General features: G+C 65.5%; 21 protein-coding genes. 10 read left to right on the top strand and 11 right to left on the bottom strand.

Annotation, left to right across the window (positions count from 1 at the left end; translation table 11 throughout):
• Positions 1–258: 258 nt before the first annotated feature.
• From infB to AC1DWU_RS19290, 5 genes are all read right to left on the bottom strand, one after another.
• Positions 259–2946, bottom strand: coding sequence for a translation initiation factor IF-2 (gene infB, locus AC1DWU_RS19310; protein ID WP_477151633.1), 2688 nt, complete (start codon positions 2944–2946; stop codon positions 259–261).
• A 121-nt stretch (positions 2947–3067) separates the two neighbouring features.
• Entirely contained in the window at positions 3068–3685 is a 618-nt protein-coding gene (locus tag AC1DWU_RS19305) for an RNA-binding protein (protein WP_477151632.1), read from the bottom strand.
• 19 nt (positions 3686–3704) lie between these two features.
• Entirely contained in the window at positions 3705–5303 is a 1599-nt protein-coding gene (gene nusA / locus AC1DWU_RS19300; RefSeq protein ID WP_477151631.1) for a transcription termination factor NusA, read from the bottom strand.
• A complete protein-coding gene (rimP, locus tag AC1DWU_RS19295) occupies positions 5304–5933 on the bottom strand; it encodes a ribosome maturation factor RimP (protein WP_477151630.1) in 630 nt (209 codons plus the stop codon).
• Positions 5934–6058: 125 nt separating this feature from the next.
• Complete coding sequence (locus AC1DWU_RS19290) at positions 6059–7030, bottom strand: ketopantoate reductase family protein (RefSeq protein WP_477151629.1); 972 nt, start codon at positions 7028–7030, stop codon at positions 6059–6061.
• Between the two features lie 186 nt (positions 7031–7216).
• Between AC1DWU_RS19290 and AC1DWU_RS19285 the strand changes: the two genes are divergently transcribed.
• Complete coding sequence (locus AC1DWU_RS19285) at positions 7217–8206, top strand: potassium channel beta subunit family protein (RefSeq protein WP_477151628.1); 990 nt, start codon at positions 7217–7219, stop codon at positions 8204–8206.
• A 56-nt stretch (positions 8207–8262) separates the two neighbouring features.
• Here AC1DWU_RS19285 and AC1DWU_RS19280 read toward each other — a convergent pair whose 3' ends face one another.
• Positions 8263–9837, bottom strand: coding sequence for an MFS transporter (locus AC1DWU_RS19280; protein ID WP_477151627.1), 1575 nt, complete (start codon positions 9835–9837; stop codon positions 8263–8265).
• 244 nt (positions 9838–10081) lie between these two features.
• Here AC1DWU_RS19280 and AC1DWU_RS19275 point away from each other — a divergent pair, with 244 nt between their 5' ends.
• Positions 10082–10504, top strand: a complete 423-nt coding sequence (locus AC1DWU_RS19275; protein ID WP_477151626.1) for a YciI family protein — start codon at positions 10082–10084, stop codon at positions 10502–10504.
• On the opposite strand, the gene AC1DWU_RS19270 is transcribed toward AC1DWU_RS19275, so the two are convergent.
• Entirely contained in the window at positions 10501–10752 is a 252-nt protein-coding gene (locus AC1DWU_RS19270) for a hypothetical protein (protein ID WP_477151625.1), read from the bottom strand. The genes AC1DWU_RS19275 and AC1DWU_RS19270 overlap by 4 nt on opposite strands.
• A gap of 196 nt (positions 10753–10948) precedes the next feature.
• Between AC1DWU_RS19270 and AC1DWU_RS19265 the strand changes: the two genes are divergently transcribed.
• Positions 10949–12007: a LacI family DNA-binding transcriptional regulator gene (locus AC1DWU_RS19265; RefSeq protein ID WP_477151624.1), complete on the top strand. Its 1059-nt coding sequence runs from the start codon at positions 10949–10951 to the stop codon at positions 12005–12007.
• 42 nt (positions 12008–12049) lie between these two features.
• Positions 12050–12331: a hypothetical protein gene (locus tag AC1DWU_RS19260; RefSeq protein WP_477151623.1), complete on the top strand. Its 282-nt coding sequence runs from the start codon at positions 12050–12052 to the stop codon at positions 12329–12331.
• On the opposite strand, the gene AC1DWU_RS19255 is transcribed toward AC1DWU_RS19260, so the two are convergent.
• Positions 12328–12909: a TetR/AcrR family transcriptional regulator gene (locus AC1DWU_RS19255; RefSeq protein WP_477151622.1), complete on the bottom strand. Its 582-nt coding sequence runs from the start codon at positions 12907–12909 to the stop codon at positions 12328–12330. The genes AC1DWU_RS19260 and AC1DWU_RS19255 overlap by 4 nt on opposite strands.
• Positions 12910–12994: 85 nt before the next feature.
• Between AC1DWU_RS19255 and AC1DWU_RS19250 the strand changes: the two genes are divergently transcribed.
• Complete coding sequence (locus tag AC1DWU_RS19250; RefSeq protein ID WP_477151621.1) at positions 12995–13486, top strand: cupin domain-containing protein; 492 nt, start codon at positions 12995–12997, stop codon at positions 13484–13486.
• Positions 13487–13488: 2 nt separating this feature from the next.
• Here AC1DWU_RS19250 and AC1DWU_RS19245 read toward each other — a convergent pair whose 3' ends face one another.
• The gene (locus AC1DWU_RS19245) at positions 13489–15213 is read right to left on the bottom strand and encodes a GGDEF domain-containing protein (protein WP_477151620.1); all 1725 of its coding nucleotides are present in this window, start codon (positions 15211–15213) and stop codon (positions 13489–13491) included.
• A 248-nt stretch (positions 15214–15461) separates the two neighbouring features.
• On the opposite strand from AC1DWU_RS19245, the gene AC1DWU_RS19240 reads away from it, so the two are divergent.
• The gene (locus AC1DWU_RS19240) at positions 15462–15836 is read left to right on the top strand and encodes a YciI family protein (RefSeq protein WP_477151619.1); all 375 of its coding nucleotides are present in this window, start codon (positions 15462–15464) and stop codon (positions 15834–15836) included.
• Positions 15837–15847: 11 nt separating this feature from the next.
• Positions 15848–17077: an RNA polymerase sigma factor gene (locus AC1DWU_RS19235; RefSeq protein ID WP_477151618.1), complete on the top strand. Its 1230-nt coding sequence runs from the start codon at positions 15848–15850 to the stop codon at positions 17075–17077.
• 14 nt (positions 17078–17091) lie between these two features.
• Here the strand turns inward: AC1DWU_RS19235 and AC1DWU_RS19230 are convergent, their stop codons facing one another.
• Positions 17092–18045, bottom strand: coding sequence for a 2-hydroxyacid dehydrogenase (locus AC1DWU_RS19230; RefSeq protein ID WP_477151617.1), 954 nt, complete (start codon positions 18043–18045; stop codon positions 17092–17094).
• A 244-nt stretch (positions 18046–18289) separates the two neighbouring features.
• Here AC1DWU_RS19230 and AC1DWU_RS19225 point away from each other — a divergent pair, with 244 nt between their 5' ends.
• Positions 18290–18772, top strand: a complete 483-nt coding sequence (locus tag AC1DWU_RS19225; RefSeq protein WP_477151616.1) for an SH3 domain-containing protein — start codon at positions 18290–18292, stop codon at positions 18770–18772.
• A 73-nt stretch (positions 18773–18845) separates the two neighbouring features.
• On the opposite strand, the gene irrA is transcribed toward AC1DWU_RS19225, so the two are convergent.
• The gene (irrA, locus tag AC1DWU_RS19220; protein WP_477151615.1) at positions 18846–19292 is read right to left on the bottom strand and encodes an iron response transcriptional regulator IrrA; all 447 of its coding nucleotides are present in this window, start codon (positions 19290–19292) and stop codon (positions 18846–18848) included.
• Positions 19293–19470: 178 nt separating this feature from the next.
• On the opposite strand from irrA, the gene fabA reads away from it, so the two are divergent.
• Together fabA and fabB are read left to right on the top strand one after the other, a co-directional pair.
• Positions 19471–19974: a 3-hydroxyacyl-[acyl-carrier-protein] dehydratase FabA gene (gene fabA, locus AC1DWU_RS19215; protein ID WP_477151614.1), complete on the top strand. Its 504-nt coding sequence runs from the start codon at positions 19471–19473 to the stop codon at positions 19972–19974.
• Positions 19975–20023: 49 nt separating this feature from the next.
• Positions 20024–21247: a beta-ketoacyl-ACP synthase I gene (gene fabB / locus AC1DWU_RS19210; RefSeq protein WP_477151613.1), complete on the top strand. Its 1224-nt coding sequence runs from the start codon at positions 20024–20026 to the stop codon at positions 21245–21247.
• Positions 21248–21390: the final 143 nt, after the last annotated feature.

The raw sequence follows: 21390 nt of genomic DNA, 5'->3' as shown, positions 1-21390 counted from the left end.
ATCAGCTCTTCAAAGGCAGTTGGGAGTGACATTGAATGAGCTCGCTGCCGCTTCCAGCTTGCCAAGACTGTCGAACGTAACCGGCCGGCTGACAGGACTGAAAAGAGATCGGGGCGAGACCACCACCAAGCCAGCCAGCTGCCGAACAGCACTGCCAGCAAGGCGACGATAGCGATGATCGCCTTCGCGCCCCCCAAAAAGAAAAGAGAGCGCCGGTTTCCACCAGGCGCTCTCTTTGTGTTCGGTAGTGGCCATCGCTTACAGCGAGCGGACTACGCTCTCCACGCGGAAGCATTCGATCACATCCCCAGCGCGGATGTCTTCGTAGTTTTCGAAGGCCATGCCGCATTCCTGGCCGACTGCGACTTCCTTCACTTCGTCCTTGAAGCGCTTGAGGGTCTTCAGCTTGCCTTCGTGGATCACGACGTTGTCGCGGAGCAGGCGCACACCGGCGCCGCGTTCGACGATGCCTTCGGTGACCTGGCAGCCGGCGACCTTGCCGACCTTGGTGATCTGGAAGACTTCCTTGATCGTGGCGTAGCCGATGAAGGTCTCGCGGCGTTCCGGCTTCAACAGGCCCGACATCGCTGCCTTCACGTCATCCACGAGGTCGTAGATGATGTTGTAGTAGCGGATTTCGATGCCCTCGCGGGTGGCGAGATCGGAGGCCTGCTTGTTGGCGCGGACGTTGAAACCGATGATGATGGCGTTCGAGGCCGAAGCCAGCGTCACGTCGGATTCGGTGATGGCGCCGACGCCGCTCATCAGGATCTGCGCCGACACTTCGTCGGTCGAGAGCTTGTTGAGCGAAGCGTTGATCGCTTCGACCGAGCCCTGCACGTCACCCTTGATGATCAGCGGGAACTTGGCGACGCCCGAGGCCTTGAGCTGATTCATCATCTGCTCGAGGCTGGTGGCACCACCGCCCGCCGTCTTCTCGCGGATCAGGCGCTGACGGTATTCGGTGACTTCGCGGGCCCGCGCTTCGCTCTCGACCACCGAGAAGCGGTCGCCGGCTGACGGCACGCCGGTAAAGCCCAGCACTTCCACCGGAATGGACGGGCCGGCTTCCTTCACCTGGTCGCCCTGATCGTTGATCAGCGCACGGACGCGGGCGAACTCGGTACCGGCGACGAGGATGTCGCCGATCGCCAAAGTGCCGCGCTGCACCAGCACCGTCGCCACCGCACCGCGGCCGCGATCGAGCTTGGCCTCGATGACCAGACCCTCGGCACGCCCATCGCGGGCCACCTTGAGCTCCAGCACTTCGGCCTGCAGCAGGATGGTTTCGAGCAGCTTGTCGAGGCCGGCCTTGGTGACCGCCGAGACTTCCACGTCGAGCACATCACCGCCCATCGATTCGACGAACACTTCGTGCTGCAGCAGTTCGGTGCGAACGCGCTGCGGATTGGCACTCGGCTTGTCCATCTTGTTGATGGCCACGATGATCGGAACCCCGGCCGCCTTGGCGTGCTTGATGGATTCGATCGTCTGCGGCATGACGCCGTCATCGGCCGCCACCACCAGCACCGCGATATCCGTCGCCTGGGCGCCGCGGGCACGCATGGCGGTGAACGCCTCGTGGCCCGGGGTATCGAGGAAGGTGATCTTCTGGCCGTTCTTTTCGACCTGATAGGCACCGATATGCTGGGTGATGCCGCCCGCTTCACCGGAGACCACGTTGGTCTCGCGGATGGCGTCGAGCAGTGAGGTCTTGCCGTGGTCGACGTGGCCCATGATGGTCACGACCGGCGCGCGGTTGGTCAGGTCCTCGGCCTTGTCGTCGGCCGGGATGTCGTACAGACCCTCTTCCACGTCGGCGTCGGAGACGCGCTTGACGGTGTGGCCGAGTTCTGTGGCGATCAGTTCGGCAGTGTCGCTGTCGATGACGTCGGTGATCTTCACCATCTGGCCCTGGGCCATCAGGATCTTGATCACGTCGACGGCGCGTTCCGACATGCGGTTGGCCAGTTCCTGGACAGTGATCGCCTCGGGAATGGTCACTTCACGGCTGAGCTTGGGCGCCTGCTGCTGGTTGCGGCCCATCTTCTTGTCGCGGCGGCGGCGCATGGCGGCGAGGGACGGGCCCTTGTCGCGATCCGATTCCGAGCCGGCATTGGTGACGGTCAGGCGACCACGGGCAAAGGCTTCCTCGCCGGCGCGGCGCGTCGGACGCTCGGGCGTTGCAGCGACGCGGGCGGCGCCACCACGACGAGCGTTCTCGAGCTCTGCGGCATTGACCAGCGGACGCGCTGCCGGGGCAGTGCGGGTCTTGCGGCCATCGGCCTCGGACGGCGGGGTCGGCGGAAGCTCGGCCACCGGGGTGACCGGACGGGCACCGGGAGTGGCGGCCGCACGACGGGCCGGCGAAACGCGCGGTTCGCGAGAGACGGTTGAGATCTCGGCGACTTCCTCGAGGGCACGCTCGCCTTCGGCGGCACGAGCCTTAGCCTCTTCGGCGCGCTGAGCTTCCTCGCGGAGGGCGCGACGACGGGCGTCTTCCTCGTTGCGGCGAGCTTCCTCGGCGCGGGCGCGGGCTTCATCCTCGGCCTGGCGGCCGGCAGCTTCACGCAGCGCACGAGCGCGGGCATCGGCTTCGGTGGCGCTGAGGCCGGCACTCGGGCGCGGGCCGGAACCTGAACGGAGCGGCGGACGGCCCTGGTTGGACTGGTACGGTCGATTGCCCGACGGCGCACCGGACGAAGCCGGGCGGCCCGAACCCTGTGAAGGGGCGGCGCCGCCACCACCCTGCGGCGGGCGGGGCGGATGCGGGGTGTGCACCGGCGAGCCGGGCGGCACAAAGCGGGTGCGCTTCTCGACGACCACAGTGTTCCGCGACGAACGTGCCACATTGGGGCGTGCCCCCATCGAGGGGCCTCCCTTCAATGACAGCGTCTTCTTGCCGCCGGCACCAGAATCTTCGCGCTTGTCGTCGTTATCAGCCATGTAACTCGCGTCTTCCTTCACGAAACCTGCCCGAGAAAGCGCGGCTTCGCGCTCTCTGACCAAGTCCGATTGTAGGGCTCAGGGGGCGGCATAGCGCTGCTGCGCCGCTCAAACAACCCGTCTAGTTGGCGATGTAACGAGCCAGTCTTTCAGCTCGTTGCACCGCCGCCTGGGCCGCGCCCCCCTTGATGAGCGCAGCATGTATCACATTTTCGATCCCGAGTGCCAAACCCATTTGGCCCGAATCGAGCAATTCGAAATGAGGGGTTAAAGCGGGCCCAAAACCTGCCTCTTCCGCCGCCATTGTGTAGCCCTTGAGCGAACCCAGGAGCTTGTTCCTGCCGTCCTCGGCCGCGTCCGTCGCGGTGAGGAGACCTTGCACTTCGCCCGCCTCGATCGCCGCCTTGACCTTCATCGAGCCGGTCACCAACTGCCCCGCTTTCTTGGCGAGACTGAGGGCGCTGAGAAAGCGCTCCTCGAGCCGGCGCCGGGTCAGTCCGGCAAGATCGTCGGGCACCTTCACCTCGGCCTTGAGGCTTTTGGCGAAGGCTTTCTTCTTCTGCGCCTCGGCCACGAACTTGTGGCCCAGGCTAATCCATACGCCGCGACCTTCGGCCTTGCCGTCGGTATCGGGCACCACCTCTCCGTCGGGAGAGACGGCGAAGCGGATGAGTTCGGCAATGGGCTTCACCTCACGGGTGAGGGCGCACTGCCTCTCGGTTTCTTCGCGACGCGGCACCGGGCTCTAAACCACCCGATTACGCGGGCGCTCCTTCCTCGAACTGCTCTTCGTCGGGCACGGCAAGATCGGCCTCGGTGATCCAGCCGGCCTTCAGGCGGGCTTGGAGGATCATTTCTTCGGCTTCTTCGCGCGACACGGGGAAATCCTTGAAGGTGCCCTCGAACCGCTTGGTCTCGCCGTCCTTGCGTTCGGTCCAGCCGACGAGATCGTCGGCGGCGCAGCCCGCAAAGTCTTCGACGCTCTTGATGTCTTCCTTGCCCAGCGCGACGAGCATCGCCGCATTCAGGCCCGGGATCTCGTACAGCTCGTCAAGGACGCCGAGCTTGATGCGCTCGTCGTCGTTGGCCTTCTCGATCGCCGCCAGGTAGTCGGTGGCGCGCTGCTGGATCTCGCCGGCGGTCTCTTCGTCGAAGCCCTGGATCGAGGCGATTTCGGACGCATCGATATAGGCAAGTTCCTCGACCGAGGAGAAGCCTTCGGAAGCCAGTAGTTGGGCAACCATCTCGTCAACATCAAGGGCCTGCATGAACAAAGCAGAGCGCTCGGTGAATTCCTTCTGGCGGCGCTCCGACTCTTCCTGCTCGGTCAGGATGTCGATATCCCAGCCGATCAGCTGCGAAGCGAGGCGCACATTCTGGCCGCGACGGCCGATGGCGAGGCTGAGCTGCTCGTCCGGCACCACGACTTCGATGCGCTCGGCCTGCTCGTCGAGCACGACCTTGGCCACGTCAGCCGGCTGCAGCGCCGAAACGACGAGGTCGGCGATCGATTCGGTCCACGGGATGATGTCGATCTTTTCGCCCTGCAGTTCGGCAACCACCGCCTGAACGCGCGAACCGCGCATCCCGACGCAGGCGCCAACCGGGTCGATCGAGGAATCCGACGAGGTCACGGCGATCTTGGCGCGGCTGCCCGGATCGCGGGCGATCGAGCGGATGGTGATGATACCGTCGTAGATCTCCGGCACTTCCTGCATGAACAGCTTGGCCATGAACTGCGGATGGGTGCGGGAGAGGAAAATCTGCGGGCCGCGCTGCTCGCGGCGCACATCGTAGATATAGGCGCGGACGCGGTCGCCGTAGCGATAGAGCTCGCGCGGGATCAGTTCGTCGCGGCGGATAATGGCTTCGCCACGACCGAGGTCAACGATGACGTTACCGTATTCGACGCGCTTGACCGTGCCGTTGACGATCTCGCCGACGCGGTTGATGTACTCTTCATACATGCGGTCACGCTCGGCATCGCGCACCTTCTGCACGATGACCTGCTTGGCCGACTGGGCGGCGATGCGGCCGAACTCGATCGGCGGCAGCGGCTCGGTCAGGAAGTCGCCGAGCTTGGCGGCGTCGTTCTTCGTCTTGGCGTACTTGAGCTCGACCTGGCGCCCGGGTTCTTCCACCGCCTCGACCACCTCGAGCAGCCGCCACAGGCGCAGCTCGCCGGTCTTGGGGTTGATCTCGGCGCGCACGTTGGTCTCGGCGCCGTAGCGGGTCTTGGCCGCCTTCTCGATCGCGTCCTGCATCGACTCGATGACGATCATGCGATCGATCGACTTCTCGCGGGCTACGGCATCAGCGATCTGGAGCAGCTCCAGGCGGTTCGCGCTAACGGCCATTTAGTTGGTCTCCTCAGTGGAAGCGTCTTCTTCGGATTCAGTAGGGATCTCGACGGTCTCGATTTCTTCGTCGTCGTCGATCGGAAATTCTTCCTGGTCGACCTGCGCGATATTCATCAGCGCATCGGTCATCACCAGCTTGGCTTCGGCCAACAGCATCAGCGGCAGCTTGAAGTCGGGGTCGGTGCCCTTGGGCACATCAGGCAGCGTGACGATGACGCTGTCGCCATCGACCGCCTTGATGATGCCGCGGAAGCGGCGGCGGCCATCGAGCAGGTCGGAAAGCTCGATCTTGGCCTCATGACCCACATAAGTGGCGAAATCACGGGCCCGGACCAGCGGCCGGTCGATACCGGGCGACGACACCTCGAGATGGTACTCGCGGTCGATCGGATCCTCGACATCGAGCACCGGTGAGACGTCTTTGCTCAGCCGCTCGCAGTCGGTGATGTTGAAGCGGCCATTGCCGTCCTCGGCCATGATCTGCAGCGTCAGGCCGTTCTCCTGCGTCATCTTCACACGCACGAGGCTATAGCCGAGATCGTTGGCGACGGGCTCGACGATGCGGGCGATCCGCTGCTCGAGACCGGTCTCTTTGATGTAGCGCTTTTCGGTCAGATCGAAGGTCATGCCGCTCTTTTGGGCCTTTGGATAACAAAAAGAGCGGGGGCCGCTTCGGCACCCCACTCTCGCTTTAAGCCAGAGATGTTGTTGGCGTTCATATAGCGCCGATGACGGATCGGTGCAAGGGCGGGCTAGACACCCAGCCGCGCCCGCAACTCGGCCTCGGTCATGCTCCCGGGTTTCGCACTCTTCTCCACCAGCTCCCGACCGACTGCGACAAGCCCGGCATTGAGCGGAGTGGGCACGCCATGCAGGCCGCCGAGCAGCACGATCTCGCCGTTGAGATAGTCGGTCTCGATGGTGCCGGTGCCACGCTTCAGGCTCTGGACCGACGAACCGCCGGTGCGGGTGACGCCGTCGACGGCGCCCATCTTCATCAGGCCCTTCCGCCGCGGATCGTCGTTGCCGACGGCCACCCAATCGATTCCTGCGGCACGGTAGGCCGCCTCGGCTTCGGCCTGGATCGCGTCCATCAACGGTCCCGAGCGGCTGCCGTGTCCGAGCGCCGCCTCGACCACGTTGCCGAGGTTGTCGCGCAGCTTGCCGTATTTCGAGCGCATCACGTGCTCGAGCGGGAAGGCGGCGAAACCCGCGCTGTCGAAGGCCGTGGCGATCGCAGCCACGTTGTCGTCGAGCCCATGCGGATAGCGGCCGAGATCGACGAGGCCGTATTTCGGCTGGCCGTAGCAGATGACTTCCCCGGGCGTCACGTAGTCGGCCGGCAGCATCACCGTCATGCCGTAGACATTGGGAAACAGCCGCAACGCCAGCCGCTCATTGTTGACGCCGTTCTGGGCGCAGACCACGGCCTGCGTGGTCGCGCCGGCCGCGCGCAACGCTTCGAGCGCCGCGGCCGTATCTTGACCCTTCATGGTGAGAAAGATCACGTCATCGGGCCGAAACTCGAGCTCGGTGGGCGCGCCAACCACTGGAAAGTGCACCAGCTGGGACGTCGCAGTGGTGCGGAACATCAGGCCGCCATTGGCGCGGATTGCCTGCAGCATGCTGCCGCGCGCGATGCCGATTACCTCGTGACCCGCGCCGGCCAGCGCCGCAGCAAAGGTGCCGCCGATGGCGCCGACGCCATAGATAATGAATCGCATGTCGGTCTCCGATCGGGGAATGGGGACTGTGGCCGCTGCGCTCCCGCCCGGCAAGTCAGACCATTGGTGATGGCGAGGGTGCGGCGGAACTCTCGGTAGTCCCTCATGCTGCCGTTGTATTCATCGGCAAGCGACGATAAAACGACCGTCTTCCTTCCGACGACCCCAACCACGGACATCGACATCATGGAATACCGCCGCCTCGGCAAGGCTGGCCTTCGGGTCAGTGAATTTTCATTTGGCGCCTGGGTGACCTTTGGCAAGCAGGTCGGCGAGGACGCCGCCGCCTCGATCATGGGTTACGCCTACGACAACGGCATCAACTTCTTCGACAATGCCGAAGGCTATGAGCAGGGCAACGCCGAGATCGTCATGGGCGAGGCGCTGAAGGCGCTGAACTGGAGCCGCGACAGCTATGCGGTGTCGTCCAAGGTGTTCTGGGGCGGCTCGAAGCCGACGCAGAAGGGCCTGAGCGCCAAGCACGTGACCGACGCTGCGCATGCCGCACTGAAGCGCCTGCAGGTCGACTATCTCGATCTCTATTTCTGCCACCGCCCGGACATCGATACCCCGATCGAAGAGACGGTGCGGGCGATGCACAACCTGATCACCCAGGGCAAGGTGCTCTACTGGGGCACCTCGGAATGGACGGCGCAGCAGCTGACCGAAGCCTATGCGATCGCCCGGCAGGAGCACCTGACGCCGCCGACCATGGAGCAGCCGGAATACAACCTGTTCCGTCGCGAGAAGGTCGAGGCCGAGTTCCTTCCGCTCTACAGCCTGTTCGGCTTGGGCACGACGATCTGGTCGCCGCTCGCCTCGGGCATCCTGACCGGCAAGTACAATGACGGCATCCCCGCGGACAGCCGCATGAACCTGCCCGGCTACGAGTGGCTGAAGGCGCGGCTGGATAGCGACAAGGGCCGCGCCGAATTGGCGAAGGTGAAGCAGCTGGCCAAGCTCGCCGATGAGCTCGGCATGCCGATCCATCACCTGGCACTGCTCTGGTGCAACGCCAACCCCAACGTCTCCACGGTGATCCTCGGCGCCTCGAAGCTGAGCCAGCTGAAGGACAACCTCAAGGCGCTCGACTCGAAGTCGAAGATGACGCCGGACGTGCTGGCCAAGATTGAAGAGATCATGGGCAACAAGCCGGCAGCGCCGCAGCGCTACTGAGTTGATCGGCGGCGGGGTTCACGTACCCAGCGCTTCTCCCGCCGCCGATCCGACCGTCATTGGGCAGCAGCCAGACGGTCTTCCGTGTCCGCCTCGGGCGGAGTGCCGTGGGCGCCGGAAATGGCGCCGAGTGGTTTGACGCCACGCAGCGCGGTCAGCGCGACGATGGCGATGAGGACGAAGATGCCGGCCTCGACCCCTGCGACGAGCCGCATCGACAGCACGAACGCCTGGTTGGCAGCGGCAATCAGCGACGCGCCATCGGGGAGGTTCGCGGCGACGGTGAAGGCACCGGCAAGGGTCTCCGAGGCGAGGCGGGCCTGTTCGGCGCTGAGATCGGCGGGGAGCGAGCCGGCCAGCGTGCCGCGATAGACCAGCGTGCCGAGGCTGCCGAGGGCGGCGATGCCCAAAGCGAAGCCGAACTCCGACGAGGTCTCCTGCAGCGCCGCGGCGGCGCCGGCACGGGTCGGCTCGACAAAGCCCATCATGATGCCGGTGCCGAGCGTCACCATCGGCGCGCAGCCGAGGTTGAAGAGAGCGAAGCCGACGATCATCGCGGGGACGCCGAAGCTCTCGACGAACAGCACGACGATCAGCAGGCCCAGGATCGAGAGGCACATGCCGCCAGCGATCAGCCGACCCGGCCGGATGGTCTGCGCCAGCTTCGGCGCCAGCATGAAGCCGACGATCATCAAGAGAATGCTGGGCAGGCCGCAGAGCCCGGCCCAGAGCGGTGAGAGGCCGGCGACCAGCTGAAGATACTGCGCCATGAACACCATGAACGCGCCGGTGACGGTGACGAGGAACATGGCGCCGATCACCGCGGTGAAGGCGACGTTCTTGAACAGCTTCAGCTCGACCAGCGGATGCGCCAGCGTCACCTGCCGGCGGATGAAGACGACGCCAAGGATGAGCCCGACCGCGACGGCGGCGAACGTCGTGAGCGACACGTCGCCCTTTGCCAGCTCCTTGAGGCCATAGACTACCGGCAGGATGGCGCCGAGCGACAGCACCACGCTGAACAGGTCGAGCTTGCCGGCATGTGGCGCCTTGTATTCGGGCAGCAGCGCCGGGGCGGTGGCGAGCAGCAGCAGCATCACCGGCACGCCGAGCAGGAACGGGGCGCCCCACCAGAAATGCTCGAGCATGACGCCGCCGACCAGCGGCCCGAGCAGCATGCCGCCCATGAAGCAGGTGAGCCAGATCGAGATGGCGAAGCCGCGCTGCCGTTCGTCGTGAAACATGTTGGTGATCAGTGCGAGGATCGATGGCGACAGCGTCGCCCCGGCAATGCCGAGGAGGCCGCGAGCCCCGATCAGCATCGGCGCGCTGGTCGAGAACGCGGCGAGCACCGAGGCAGCTGCGAAGGCCGCGCCGCCGAACATCAGCAGCTTCCGACGGCCGATCCGGTCGCCGATTGTCCCCATGGTGATGAGGAAGCCGGCCAGCATGAAACCGTAGATGTCGAGGATCCACAATTGCTGGGCGCTGTCGGCCTGCAGCGTCTCGCTGATCCGCGGCAGGGCGAGGAGGATGACTGAGACGTCGATGGAAATGAGCAGCGTGGGGAGCGCCAGCACGGCGAGGCCGGTCCATTCGCGGGCGGTGGCGCGCTTGATCTGGTCAGTCATGGCCGTTCCTTTCACTTAAGGGCGGACTTAAGTATCAAGCGAAGATGCTTAAGTCAACGCTTTAGCGATGCGGCCAATGTCCACCATTGGTGCCGCGGTCTTTCAACCGGCCGCGCCTGCCGCAACAGCAGGCAGGACCGTGCGCTGGCGCATGCTGAGTTGGCGCAGGTGGGCCCTTGTTTGACCGTGCCTTTTCTTTTGACGCAGGATTGGGGGTACAAGCCACCAAACTGGGAGACCCCACATGCGCTACATGATCATCGTCAAAGGCAAGGAACCCTCGCCGCCGCCGAGCTCAGAACTGCTCGCCGCGATGGGCAAGCTCAACAAGGAGATGATCGACGCCGGCGTGTTGCTGGCGGGTGAGGGCCTGCAACCGTCGAAGACCGGCGCCAAGGTGGTCATGCAGGGCGGCAAGCTGGTGGTCAAGGATGGGCCGTTCACCGAGGCCAAGGAGTTGATCGGCGGCTTCTGGATCATCAAGGCCGACTCGCTCGACGAGGCCATCGGCTGGGTGAAGAAGATCCCGATGTGGGGTGAAGGCGAGGAGGTCGAGGTGCGCCGCGTCTCCGAGGTCGAGGACTTCGTCCACGACGAGGTCTCGGGCGAGACCCTCGATCGGGAGAAAGCGCAGCGCGAAAGCGGCACCTGGCCGGAGCAACGTTAGGCGGGCAGCGCCGGCTTGCGATCGGTCGCTTCGGGGCAGTGGTGCCCCGAAGCCGAAGTGTCGGTGGCACGCCCCGTCGATCCGGACAGGCGGGCGGCGAGGCTGGAAAGCCGGCGCCACAACGCTGGCTTTTCCCAGAGTCCGGCGTCGCGGTGCACTTCCCAGGGCTCCTCGCCCGACCGGCGGGCGAAATCCTCGCCCCAGTGCTGCTTGTAGGCATCCTTGTAGAGATAACTGGCGGGAATCATCACAAGTCTCCTTTCGATTTGAACCGATTCAATCGGTCGGCGGATTGATCTCTTGAATCGGTTCAATGATACTCAGTCGAGCCTTCGAGTCAAGCAGAATTTGAACCGATACAAAAGCGTGCTATATGAAAAGGACTTGGGTACGATGCGAACAAGGCCGGGCAACGCGAGGCCCCGGCAAACAGGAAAGGTTCGGATGGCACGCGATCTGGTGCGGTTGAGCGATGTGGCGAAAGCCGCGGGGGTTTCACAGGGAACGGCGTCCAACGTCTTCAGCCGGCCCGACCTGGTTCGCCCGGAAGTGCGCGAACGGGTGCAGCAGACCGCCCGCGATCTCGGCTATGCCGGTCCCGACCCACGCGGCCGCCTGTTGCGCGCCGGCAAGTCCAACGCCATCGGCGTCGCCACCGCCGAGCCGCTATCCTATTTCTTCGACGATCCGTTCGCCCGTGTGCTGATGCAGGGCATCTCGGAAGCCTGCGACGAGCGCGGCGCCGGGCTGGCGCTGGTCTCGGCCCGCAACAGCGAGCGGCTGGCCTGGAATATCCAGAGCGCGCTGGTCGATGGCTTCGTGCTGCTCTGCATCGAGAACGGCGAGAAGCTGGTGGAGCTGACCCGCGAGCGGCAGCTGCCCTTTGTGGCGCTGGCGCTCGGCAAGCCCGACGAGACCATCTCCGCCATCGGCGTCGACGACTATGCCGGCGCCCAGATGGCGGCCCGGCACCTGGCCCAGCTCGGCCACCGCCGCTTCGGCGTCCTCGCCCTCGAGCTGGACGACGAACACGAGGGGCCGGTCGGCGGCGCCGAGATTGCGGCGGCCACCTATTCCACCTCACGCGACCGCGCCTACGGCTATTTCGAGGAGCTAGCGCTTTACGGCGTCGATCGCGAGTCGATCCCGATCTACGAAACCCGCAGCACCGCGGACAGCGTGTGCCGCGGGCTCGACCACATCCTCGCGGGCCCCGAACGGCCTACCGCCATCCTTGCGATGTCCGACCGGGTGGCGATGTTCGCGCTGGAAATGCTGGCCGAACGCGGCATCAGCGTGCCCGGCGATATCTCGATCGTCGGCTTCGACGGCGTGCCGGAAGCCGCCATCGCCAAACCGCCGCTCACCACCGTCGTCCAGCCGATCGCCGAGATCGGCCGCCGCGCGGTCAAGACCATCCTCGAGCATGATGGCAGCGTGCATCGCGAAAGCCTGCCGCTCGAACTGATCGTCCGCCAAAGCACCGCCGCACCGCGCGCGTGATCGTGACTTGCGCCAGCGGCCCGGAGTCCCCAGATTCGCCCCATGCGCATCTTGCTTGCATCGCTCGTCGTCGTCGCCCTCAGTTCGGGGGCGCAGGCCTATTGCTATCCGCTGCATGACAGCGCCAAGGACGGCTATACCGGCAACGACCTGAAGCGCACCCTCTGCCTGCAGCAGGAGCTGGCGCAATCCACCGCAGAGCGGACCCTGCAGACTCAACTGGACGCTACGTTGAGCCGCATCCAGCGCGACCTGCAGCAGCAAAAGCTAGTTCAGCAGCAGTTGCAGTACGAAACCATGCTGTCGAAGCGGCTACTCCCCTAAGCGCGTTCGGCTGCGCTCACCCAGTCCATCGCCAGCGCGATCGCCGCATCGTTTCCAAGCCCGGCCTGCCGGCGCAGCACCTGCCAGGTGTGAAAGCTGGTCACGGTTCGCAGCGTTGCGTCCAGCCGCGATGTCGGGACCCGGCCCTCGGCCAAGATCTCGACCGTGCGCCGGTTCTGCTCGATCCACCCCTTCACGATGAAGTCGAACGAGGGCAGGTCCGGCGCGTCGCGGACCACCCGGCTGATCATCTCCTCGGTCTCCTCGAACCAGGCATAAAGACTGGTGAGGGCCTGACGCAGCCGCGCCTCCGGATCGGGCGTCGCCGCCCAGCCGGCGCGATCGGGCGGCGGATGGAGGCCGAGCCAGTGCCCCTGGCAGGCTCGCACCATGTCGGCTTCGTCGGGAAAGTGGTTGTACACCGTAAGGCGCTCGACCCCGGCGCGGCGCGCCACCTCGGCCACCGTGGTATGCCGCGGACCAACGGTGCGATGCAGCTCCACCGTCGCCTCGACGATCCGCCGCCGGGTTTCCGCGGCAGCCTCGGCGCGCTTGTTCTGCCGGTACGATCTATTCATTGATCGACATGTTTATCGAAATTGACTCAGGCCCGCAAGTGTGACAATTGAATGAGCGGGGCGTACATTGAAATGGAGATCTGCCATGACCTATTTCGATCACCTGCTCGGCCCTGAGGCCGGCGATCGCGTGCAGCTGAGAGCGCTGGGTGTTCGCTTCATGCTCGACAGCGCCACGACCGGCGGTGGTTTCTCGCTGGTCGAGCATCCGCTGCCGCCGCGTTCGCTTGGGGCGCCGCTGCATACTCACAGCCGCGAGGACGAATACTCCTTCATTCTCGAGGGCAAGATCGGGCTGCAGCTGGGCGACGAGGTGCTGGAAGCCGGCCCGGGCGACCTGGTGCTGAAGCCCCGAGCCGTGCCGCACGCCTTCTGGAACGCCGGCGACGAACCCGCCCGGCTGCTCGAGATCATCTCGCCCGGCGGCTTCGAGGACTACTTCCGCGAGATGGCGGCCGTGCTCGGCAAACCCGAACTCGACCTCGGCGCAGCGGCGGAGACCTGGAGCCGCTACGGCATCGAGATGCATTTCGAGTCGATTCCGGTGCTTGTCGGCCGCTACGGCCTGACCGGCTGAGCTTATTCCGCGGCGGCGCGAGGGAACTCTTCGAGCTGGGCCGCATCGTCGGCCGCCCGGTCCACGCGGAACGGTCGCAGCGGGGCTCTCACCACCTGGTTGCGACCTGCCTGCTTGGCCTTGTAGAGCGCCTGGTCGGCGGCAACCAGCAGGTCGCTGACGCTCTGCGAGGTGTGCGGCAACGAGGCGACGCCGAACGACGCCGAGATATCGGTGCCGTGCGTATTGCTCAGCTCCTCGATCCTCAACCGCAGCAGTTCCGCCTTGTCGGCAGCCCGTTCGAGCGGGCAATCGGGCAGGATCACCACGAGTTCTTCGCCACCGAAGCGGCAAACGATATCGGTTTCCCGCAGCGATCCAGTGAGCGCCAGCGCCGTATCGCGCAGCACCTGGTCGCCGAAGCTGTGGCCGTGCTCGTCGTTGAGCCGCTTGAAGTGGTCGAGATCGACCATGATCAGCGAGATCTCGCGGTTCTCGCGCTCGGCGAGGCGGACGAAGCGCTGCAGGCAGTCTTCCATGTAGCGGCGGTTGTAGAGCCCGGTCAGCGGGTCGCGCAGCGCCTGGTTCCTGAGCTTTTCGCGCAGCGCCATATTGGCGAGCGCCAGGCTCATGCCATCGGCGAGGGCTGAGCCGAGGCCCGTCACCTGTTCCAGCCGCTCGACCGCGCTGATGCCCGAGGCGAACAGCTGCAGCAGCCCCACGATCTCGCCGCGGGCGATCATCGGAATCTCGAGGGTGGTTTCGGATCCCACGTGATGCGCGCAGCAGAGCTTGTTGCTGTCGCCGCGGTTGAAATGCGGCTTGCCGCGCTTCAGCGCCCAGCACGTGCCGGGATTGATGGTTTCGGGCAGCGCATCATGCTCGGCTCGCGCCCAGGTGGTCGACAGCACCAGCCGGTCGCGTGAGTTGTTGAACACGTAGAGTGCCCCCGAAAAGCCGGGCACCAGCTCGATCGCCGTGGCCTTCAGCACTGCATTGGCATCGGCATGGTCAGCGGCGCTCTGCAGCACATCCGCCATCTCGAACAGCCGCGCCACCTGCTCGCGCGAGCGATCCGCCGAGGCCACCGCCGCCGCACGGCCGTCGGCCTCCGAGGCGCTGGAACGGAAGGCATAGAGCAGCCCGAGAATGGCCAGCAACCCGGCCCCCAGCTGCAACACCAGCACCAGCAGCGTACCCACCTGGATGCGCTCGTCATGGAGGGCGAGCCGCGCATCGGAAGCGCTCAGCACCCGGCCCACCTCGGTGCCGATGGCAGTGAGGGTCTCGCCGGTGTGGCGGCCGGTGAGCAGCGTCAACCCGGCCTGCCCGTTGCCCGCGGTCGCCAGTCCGATCGCTTCCGTCCAGTCGGCAACCAGCTGCTGCACCAGATCGGGGATCGGCTTGCCGGCGCTGACCGGCGCCACCTCGCCGAAGATATCGGCCTCGGGGCCGGCAAGGCGCGCCGCATGGGCCAGGTGCGTGCGCAGCGCCCCGGTCTCGCCGGTGAGAAAATGCATGGCATCGGCGTCGGCTTCGATGAGTGATTGGTACATCGAGCGCAGATGTTCGCCATGTACCCTCAGATCGGTGAGGATGCGCTGCTGCGTGCTGACATGGATGAAGCCGGCGATCGAGGTCACCACCAGCGTGACCACCAGCAGTACCGTTGCCAGCGACAACAGGCGCGAGCGGACACGGACGGGCAGTTCCGTCTGCTCACGCGCATGGCTCAGGCCGGCAAACATCGCTGGGAAAGCCCCCAAGGCTCCTGCATTCGGCTTCATGATGCCAAAGATCGGCGTTGTTGCGTTGTCCCATCCGGGGAAGCGCTTAGCGCGCGGTGAAGCGGTGTGGTGAAGCGGAGGGTTACGAAATCGCTAAAATGCGCTGCGGGTCGCCTGGGTTCGACAGGGGAGCAAAAATCTGGCTGAGTTTCTGTCGAAACACGGCATCGGCGTTCGATTAGCTGACAACATCCTGGGAGAACCCGAACATGCTGTACGTCTGTCTCGTCCATTTCGACGACAAGCAGGTCTTCGCCAACCTCGACGCCGCCGAGCGAAAGGCGCTCGATATCGACTCGATGGGCTACGACAAGGAACTGGCGCAGAGCGGCAACCTGGTGCGAGCCCAGGCGCTGCAGCCGCCGGAGACCGCGGTGCTCGTGAGGGTGCGCGACGGGAAGGTCTCTGCGACCGACGGGCCGTTTCTCGAGACCAAGGAACAGCTGGGCGGCTTCATCCTGATCGAAGCGCGCGACCTCAATGATGCCATCCGCATTGCCGGCGGCATTCCGCTGGCCAAATACGGCACCATCGAGGTGCGGCCGATCTACCATGTGCCACGCCACGACAAGGCCGACGGCTAGGGCAGGGCGCGGTGGCCACCATCAACATCGAGACTGTCTGGCGCACCGAATCGCGCCGTGTGCTGGCGACGCTGATCCGGCTGCTGCGCGATTTCGATCGGGCCGAGGAGGCGCTGAACGACGCCTTTCTTGCCGCGGCAGAGCAATGGCCCCGCGACGGCATGCCGGCCAATCCACGGGCCTGGCTGGTGTCCGCCGGCCGTTTCAAGGCCATCGACCGGATCCGTCGCAAGGCCCGGTTCGACGTTGTCGCCGCAGAGCTGGCGCTTGAAGAGGAGGCGCAGATGGCGCCCGAGCCCGAGTCCATCGCCGATGACCAGTTGCGGCTGATCTTCGTGTGCTGCCACCCCGAGGTCCCTCCCGACGCGCAGATCGCCATGACCCTGCGCGAGACCTGCGGACTGCTGACGGAGGAGATCGCGGCGGCGTTTCTGGCCAAGCCCACCACCATCGCGCAGCGCATCGTGCGGGCGAAGAACCGCATCCGCGAGCTCGAGCTGCCCTACGAGGTGCCTGAGCCGCAGGACCTCGCAAAGCGGCTCGATGCCGTGCTGCGCACCATCTACCTCATCTTCAACGAGGGCTACGCGGCGAGCCACGGTGCCCAGTTGCTGCGCACCGACCTCTGCGCCGAGGCGATTCGGCTTGGCAGGCTGCTCATCGCGCTGCTGCCGGAACCCGATTCGGAGACCGAAGGTCTGCTGGCGCTGATGCTGCTGCAGCACTCGCGGCGCGACGCTCGAACCGATGCCGCCGGCGATCTCGTGCTGATTGCCGATCAGGATCGCCGGCTCTGGGACCGGGCCGAAATCGCCGAGGGCGTCGCGCTGGTCGAGCGGGTCATGGCACGGCCGGAGCTGACCGCCTACGCGATCGAGGCGGCGATTGCCGCCGAGCATGCGACCGCGGCGAGTGCCGAGGCGACCGATTGGGATCAGGTCGTGCGGCTCTACGACCTCCTGGTACGAGCCGATGCCTCGCCGGTGGTTGCGCTGAACCGCGCCGTGGCGGTGGCCATGCGGGACGGGCCGGAGGCCGGGCTGCGGGAGATCGAGGTGATTCTCCAGTCTGGGGCCTTGCGGGAGTTCCGCTACCTGCACGCGACGCGCGCCGACCTGCTGCGCCGCCTTGGCCGGAAAGACGAGGCGCGAGCGGCCTACACCGCGGCGCTGGAGCTGACGCACCAGGCGGCCGAGCAGCGGTTTCTCGAGGGGCGGCTTAAGGAGCTTTCGGTACAATAGACCCGCGGGAGGGATTAGCCGCGGGCCAGCTTGCCGCGCCCTTCCGGCAGTACGCGATGCGGCGGCTGGGCGCCGTCGATGAAGGCGCGGATATTGACGATCACCGTCTCGCCCATCTCGAGCCGCGCTTCGAGCGTCGCTGATGCCATGTGGGCAGTCAGCACGACCTTGTTGTCGCGGGCCAGCTGCAGCAGCCGCGGGTCGATGCCGTTGCGGCTCTCGAACACATCGAGCGCCGCGCCTGACAGGTGTCCATTCTCGATCTCGCCGATCAGCGCCGCCTCGTCGACCAGCTCGGGGCGGGAAACGTTCACCACATAGGCGTCCTGCCGCATCCCGGCGAGGCGCGCCGCGTTGAGGATGTGATGGGTGGAGCGGCTGAGCGGGGTGTGCAGGGAGACGATGTCCACCTCGCCCACCATGTCGTCGAGCGATTCCCAGTAGGTGGCGCCCAGTGTCTCCTCGATCTGAGGCGGCCGGCGATGGCGCGAGAAATAGTGGATGTTCAGCCCGAAGCTGCGGGCCCGATGCGCCACGGCGGTGCCGATCCGCCCCATGCCGACGATGCCGAGGGCCTTGCCGCGCAGTCGGCGCCCCAGCATCCAGGTCGGCGACCAGCCCGGCCACTCGCCGGTGGTGGGCAGCACCTCGGCGCCCTCGACCAGCCGGCGCGGTAGCGCCAGCATCAGCATCACCGCCATGTCGGCAGTGTCCTCGGTCAGTACCGATGGCGTGTTGGTGACGGTGAGCCCTGCAGCATAGGCCGCTTCGATGTCGATATTGTCGAAACCGTTGCCGAACTGGGCGATGAGTTTCAGCTCCGGCGGCAGCCGGGCGATCAGCTCGGCGTCGATCCGGTCGTTGATCGAGGAGACCAGCACGTCCTTGCCCTGAACGCCCTCGATGATGGCGTCAGGGCTGAGCGCCCCATCCACCGGCTTGCAGGTCGTATCGAACAGCGTCGCCATCCGGGCCTCGACCTGCTCGGGGAGGCGCCGGGTAACGAAAATTTTGGGCCGGCTGAGGGTCAAATCAGGCGCTTTCAGCGACCATTAAGGTCTTTTGCATAAGTGTAGGAAAAAAGCACACCCCTGCAAAGTCATGTTCGGCAAAGTCAGCTCCATGCTCCTCACGAGGCGCTCCCACGGGCGGCAGAATTCCGCGATTCTGCGCGCCGCCGTTTTCGCAATTCTGGCCACGGCCGGGATGGGCATGCCTATTGCCCCGCTCGCTGCCGAAGGGCCGAGCGGCCTGCCGCTGCCGCGCTTCGTCACCACCCGCTCCAACCCAATCAACGTGCGGGTCGGCCCGGGCACGAAATACGACGTGGCCTGGGTCTATGTGAAGGCCGGCACTCCAGTCGAGATCATCCAGGAATTCGATACCTGGCGTAAAATCCGCGACGTCGACGGCTCCGAGGGCTGGCTGCACCAGAACCTCCTGCAGGGCAAGCGCGCCGGCCTCGTGACGCCCGCTGCCGCCGAGCCGGTGGCCCTGCGCAGCGATGCCAACGACGATGCCGGCGTCCGCGCCTGGCTGACCCCAAGCTTCCGCGTCGACATCAAGGAATGCGACGGCAAATGGTGCAAGGTGGCCGCCACCACCCACCCGCTGAACGGCAGCCCGCAGGTCTTCGACGGCTACCTGCACCAGGGCGATCTCTGGGGCGTCTACAAGGACGAAGCGTTCGACTGAGGCTGACACCGGCGCGCTTCGCGCCACCTTCTCCCACAAGGGGAGAAGGCAAGCCGGTGGTTGAGGTGAACCCTTAGCCCCGAACCTTCCGCACCCGCACCACCACGTCGACGTGCGTGATGTCCATGCCGCGCGGCGGCTCGGGCAGGTTCTGGATGACGATGGCCGACGCGGGGATATCGATCACCCGCTGCTCGTCCTCGAGATAGAAGTGGTGGTGATCCGAGGTGTCGGTGTCGAAATACGATCGCGACGCGTCCACCGCCACTTCGCGCAACAACCCCGCTTCGCGGAACTGGTGCAGGCTGTTGTAGATCGTCGCCAGCGACACATTGACCCGCGCCGCCGCCGCTTCGTCATGCAACTGCTCGGCGCTGACATGCCGATGCGCACCGCCGAACAGCAGTTCGGCCAGGGCCACGCGCTGACGTGTTGGCCGCAGTCCCGCCATGCGGAGCACCGCCGTCAGGCACGGTCGGCGCGACGGAACGGTCCGTACGTTGAGGCTGCGGTCGGTCATCGGGTCCTTTGGTGACAAGGCTTATCAGCTTGCAGCTTATAACTTTCGGGGTGGCTCTGCACAAGCGGCGGTCGGTCGCGGCAACAGGCGCGGCGGTGGGTTGCCCTTGGGCGCGCTTGACCCTCCGCCCCCCGCTCTCTAGTAACGGTCTCAACTGACCGACGGAGAAAGCCGGCCTATGACGGATCGGAAGAACGCCTACGGGTATGACGACCTGATCCTGAGCGGAAAGGGCGAGCTGTTCGGCAAGGGCTATGCCCAGCTGCCCGCCCCGCCGATGCTGATGTTCAACCGCATCACCGAGATCAGCCGCGAAGGCGGCGCGCATGGCAAAGGCCTGGTGCGCGCCGAGCTCGATGTCGATCCGAGCCTGTGGTTCTTCCAGTGCCACTTCATCGGCGACCCGGTGATGCCCGGCTGCCTCGGCGTCGACGCTGTCTGGCAGATGCTGGGCTTCTATCTCTGCTGGGACGGTTCGCCCGGCAAGGGTCGCGCGCTCGGCTGCGGCGACGTAAAATTTTCTGGCCAGATCACCAATGATGTCAAACTCGTCGAGTATGGCATCGACCTGAAGCGGGTGATGAAGTCCAAGCTCGTGCTCGGCATCGCCGACGGCTGGGTGAAGGCCGACGGCCAGATCATCTACGAGATGTCCGGCCTGCGCGTTGGTCTTTTCACCTGATTTCTGCCCGCCGGCGGACCTGAGGGTCCGCGGACCAAGAGGAGGCAATATGAGGCGCGTTGTCGTCACCGGCATGGGGATCGTCTCCTCTATCGGAAACAATCTCGATGAAGTGATCGTGAGCCTTAAGGAGGCCAAGTCTGGCGTCGTCTTCGCCGAGGACTATGCCAAGTACAACTTCCGCTGCCAGGTGCATGGCGCGCCCAAGCTCGATCCGTTCGCAGTGCTCGACCGCCGCACCACCCGCTTCATGGGCAAGGGCGCTGCGTGGAATTACATCGCCATGCAAGAGGCGATCGCCAATTCCGGGCTCGAAGAAAAAGACATCAAGAACCCGCGCACCGGCATCATCATGGGCTCGGGCGGCCCCTCCACCCCCACCCTGATCGAAGCGGCAGACATCACCCGCGAGCGTGGCCCCAAGCGCATCGGGCCGCTGGCCGTGCCCAAGGCGATGAGCTCGACCGCTTCGGCGACGCTGGCGACGCCGTTCGGTATCCAGGGCGTCAACTACTCGATCACTTCGGCCTGCGCGACATCGAAGCATTGCATCGGCGCGGGCTACGAACAGATCCAGTGGGGCAAGCAGGACATCGTCTTTGCCGGTGGCCACGAGGATCTCGACTGGTCGCTCAGCAACCTGTTCGACGCCATGGGCGCCATGTCCACTGACTTCAACGCCACGCCGGAAAAGGCCTCGCGGGCTTACGATGCGAAGCGCGACGGCTTCGTCATCGCCGGCGGCGCCGGCGTACTTGTGCTCGAGGAATACGAGCACGCCAAGGCGCGTGGTGCCACCATCCTCGCGGAACTGGTCGGCTATGGCGCGACCTCCGACGGCTACGACATGGTCGCCCCGTCGGGCGAGGGCGCCATCCGCTGCATGCGGCAGGCGCTGTCGACGGTGAAGGGCAAGGTCGACTACATCAACCCGCACGCCACCTCGACGCCGGTCGGCGATCTGAAGGAAATGGAAGCGATCCGCACCGTGTTCGGCAGTGGCGACAGCTGTCCGCCGATCTCGGCCACCAAGTCGCTCACCGGCCACTCGCTCGGCGCGACGGGCGTGCAGGAATCGATCTACTGCATCCTGATGATGCGCAACCGCTTCCTGTGTGAGAGCGCCAATATCGAGGAACTCGATCCGGTGTTCGCCGACATGCCGATCCTGCGCCAGCGCCGCGACAACGTCGATATCGGCATCGCGCTCTCGAACAGCTTCGGCTTCGGCGGGACGAACGCCACGCTGGTGTTCCAGCACCCGGACGCGTAGGCGCGTCTGGTCGGTCTGCGCTTTCTAGGTCGCCCATCACCACTGGTGTCATTCCCGCGAAGGCGGGAACCTAGTGCGATATCTCGACGTCCGCTGGTCCTGAAGCATCCCAGGACCCCCGCCTTCGCGCGGATGACGCCGGT

The sequence above is a fragment of the Devosia sp. P2_G7 genome (genome assembly GCF_056403495.1).
Note: the sequence above shows the minus strand (reverse complement) of the source record. Positions and strands in the feature narration are given on the sequence as shown.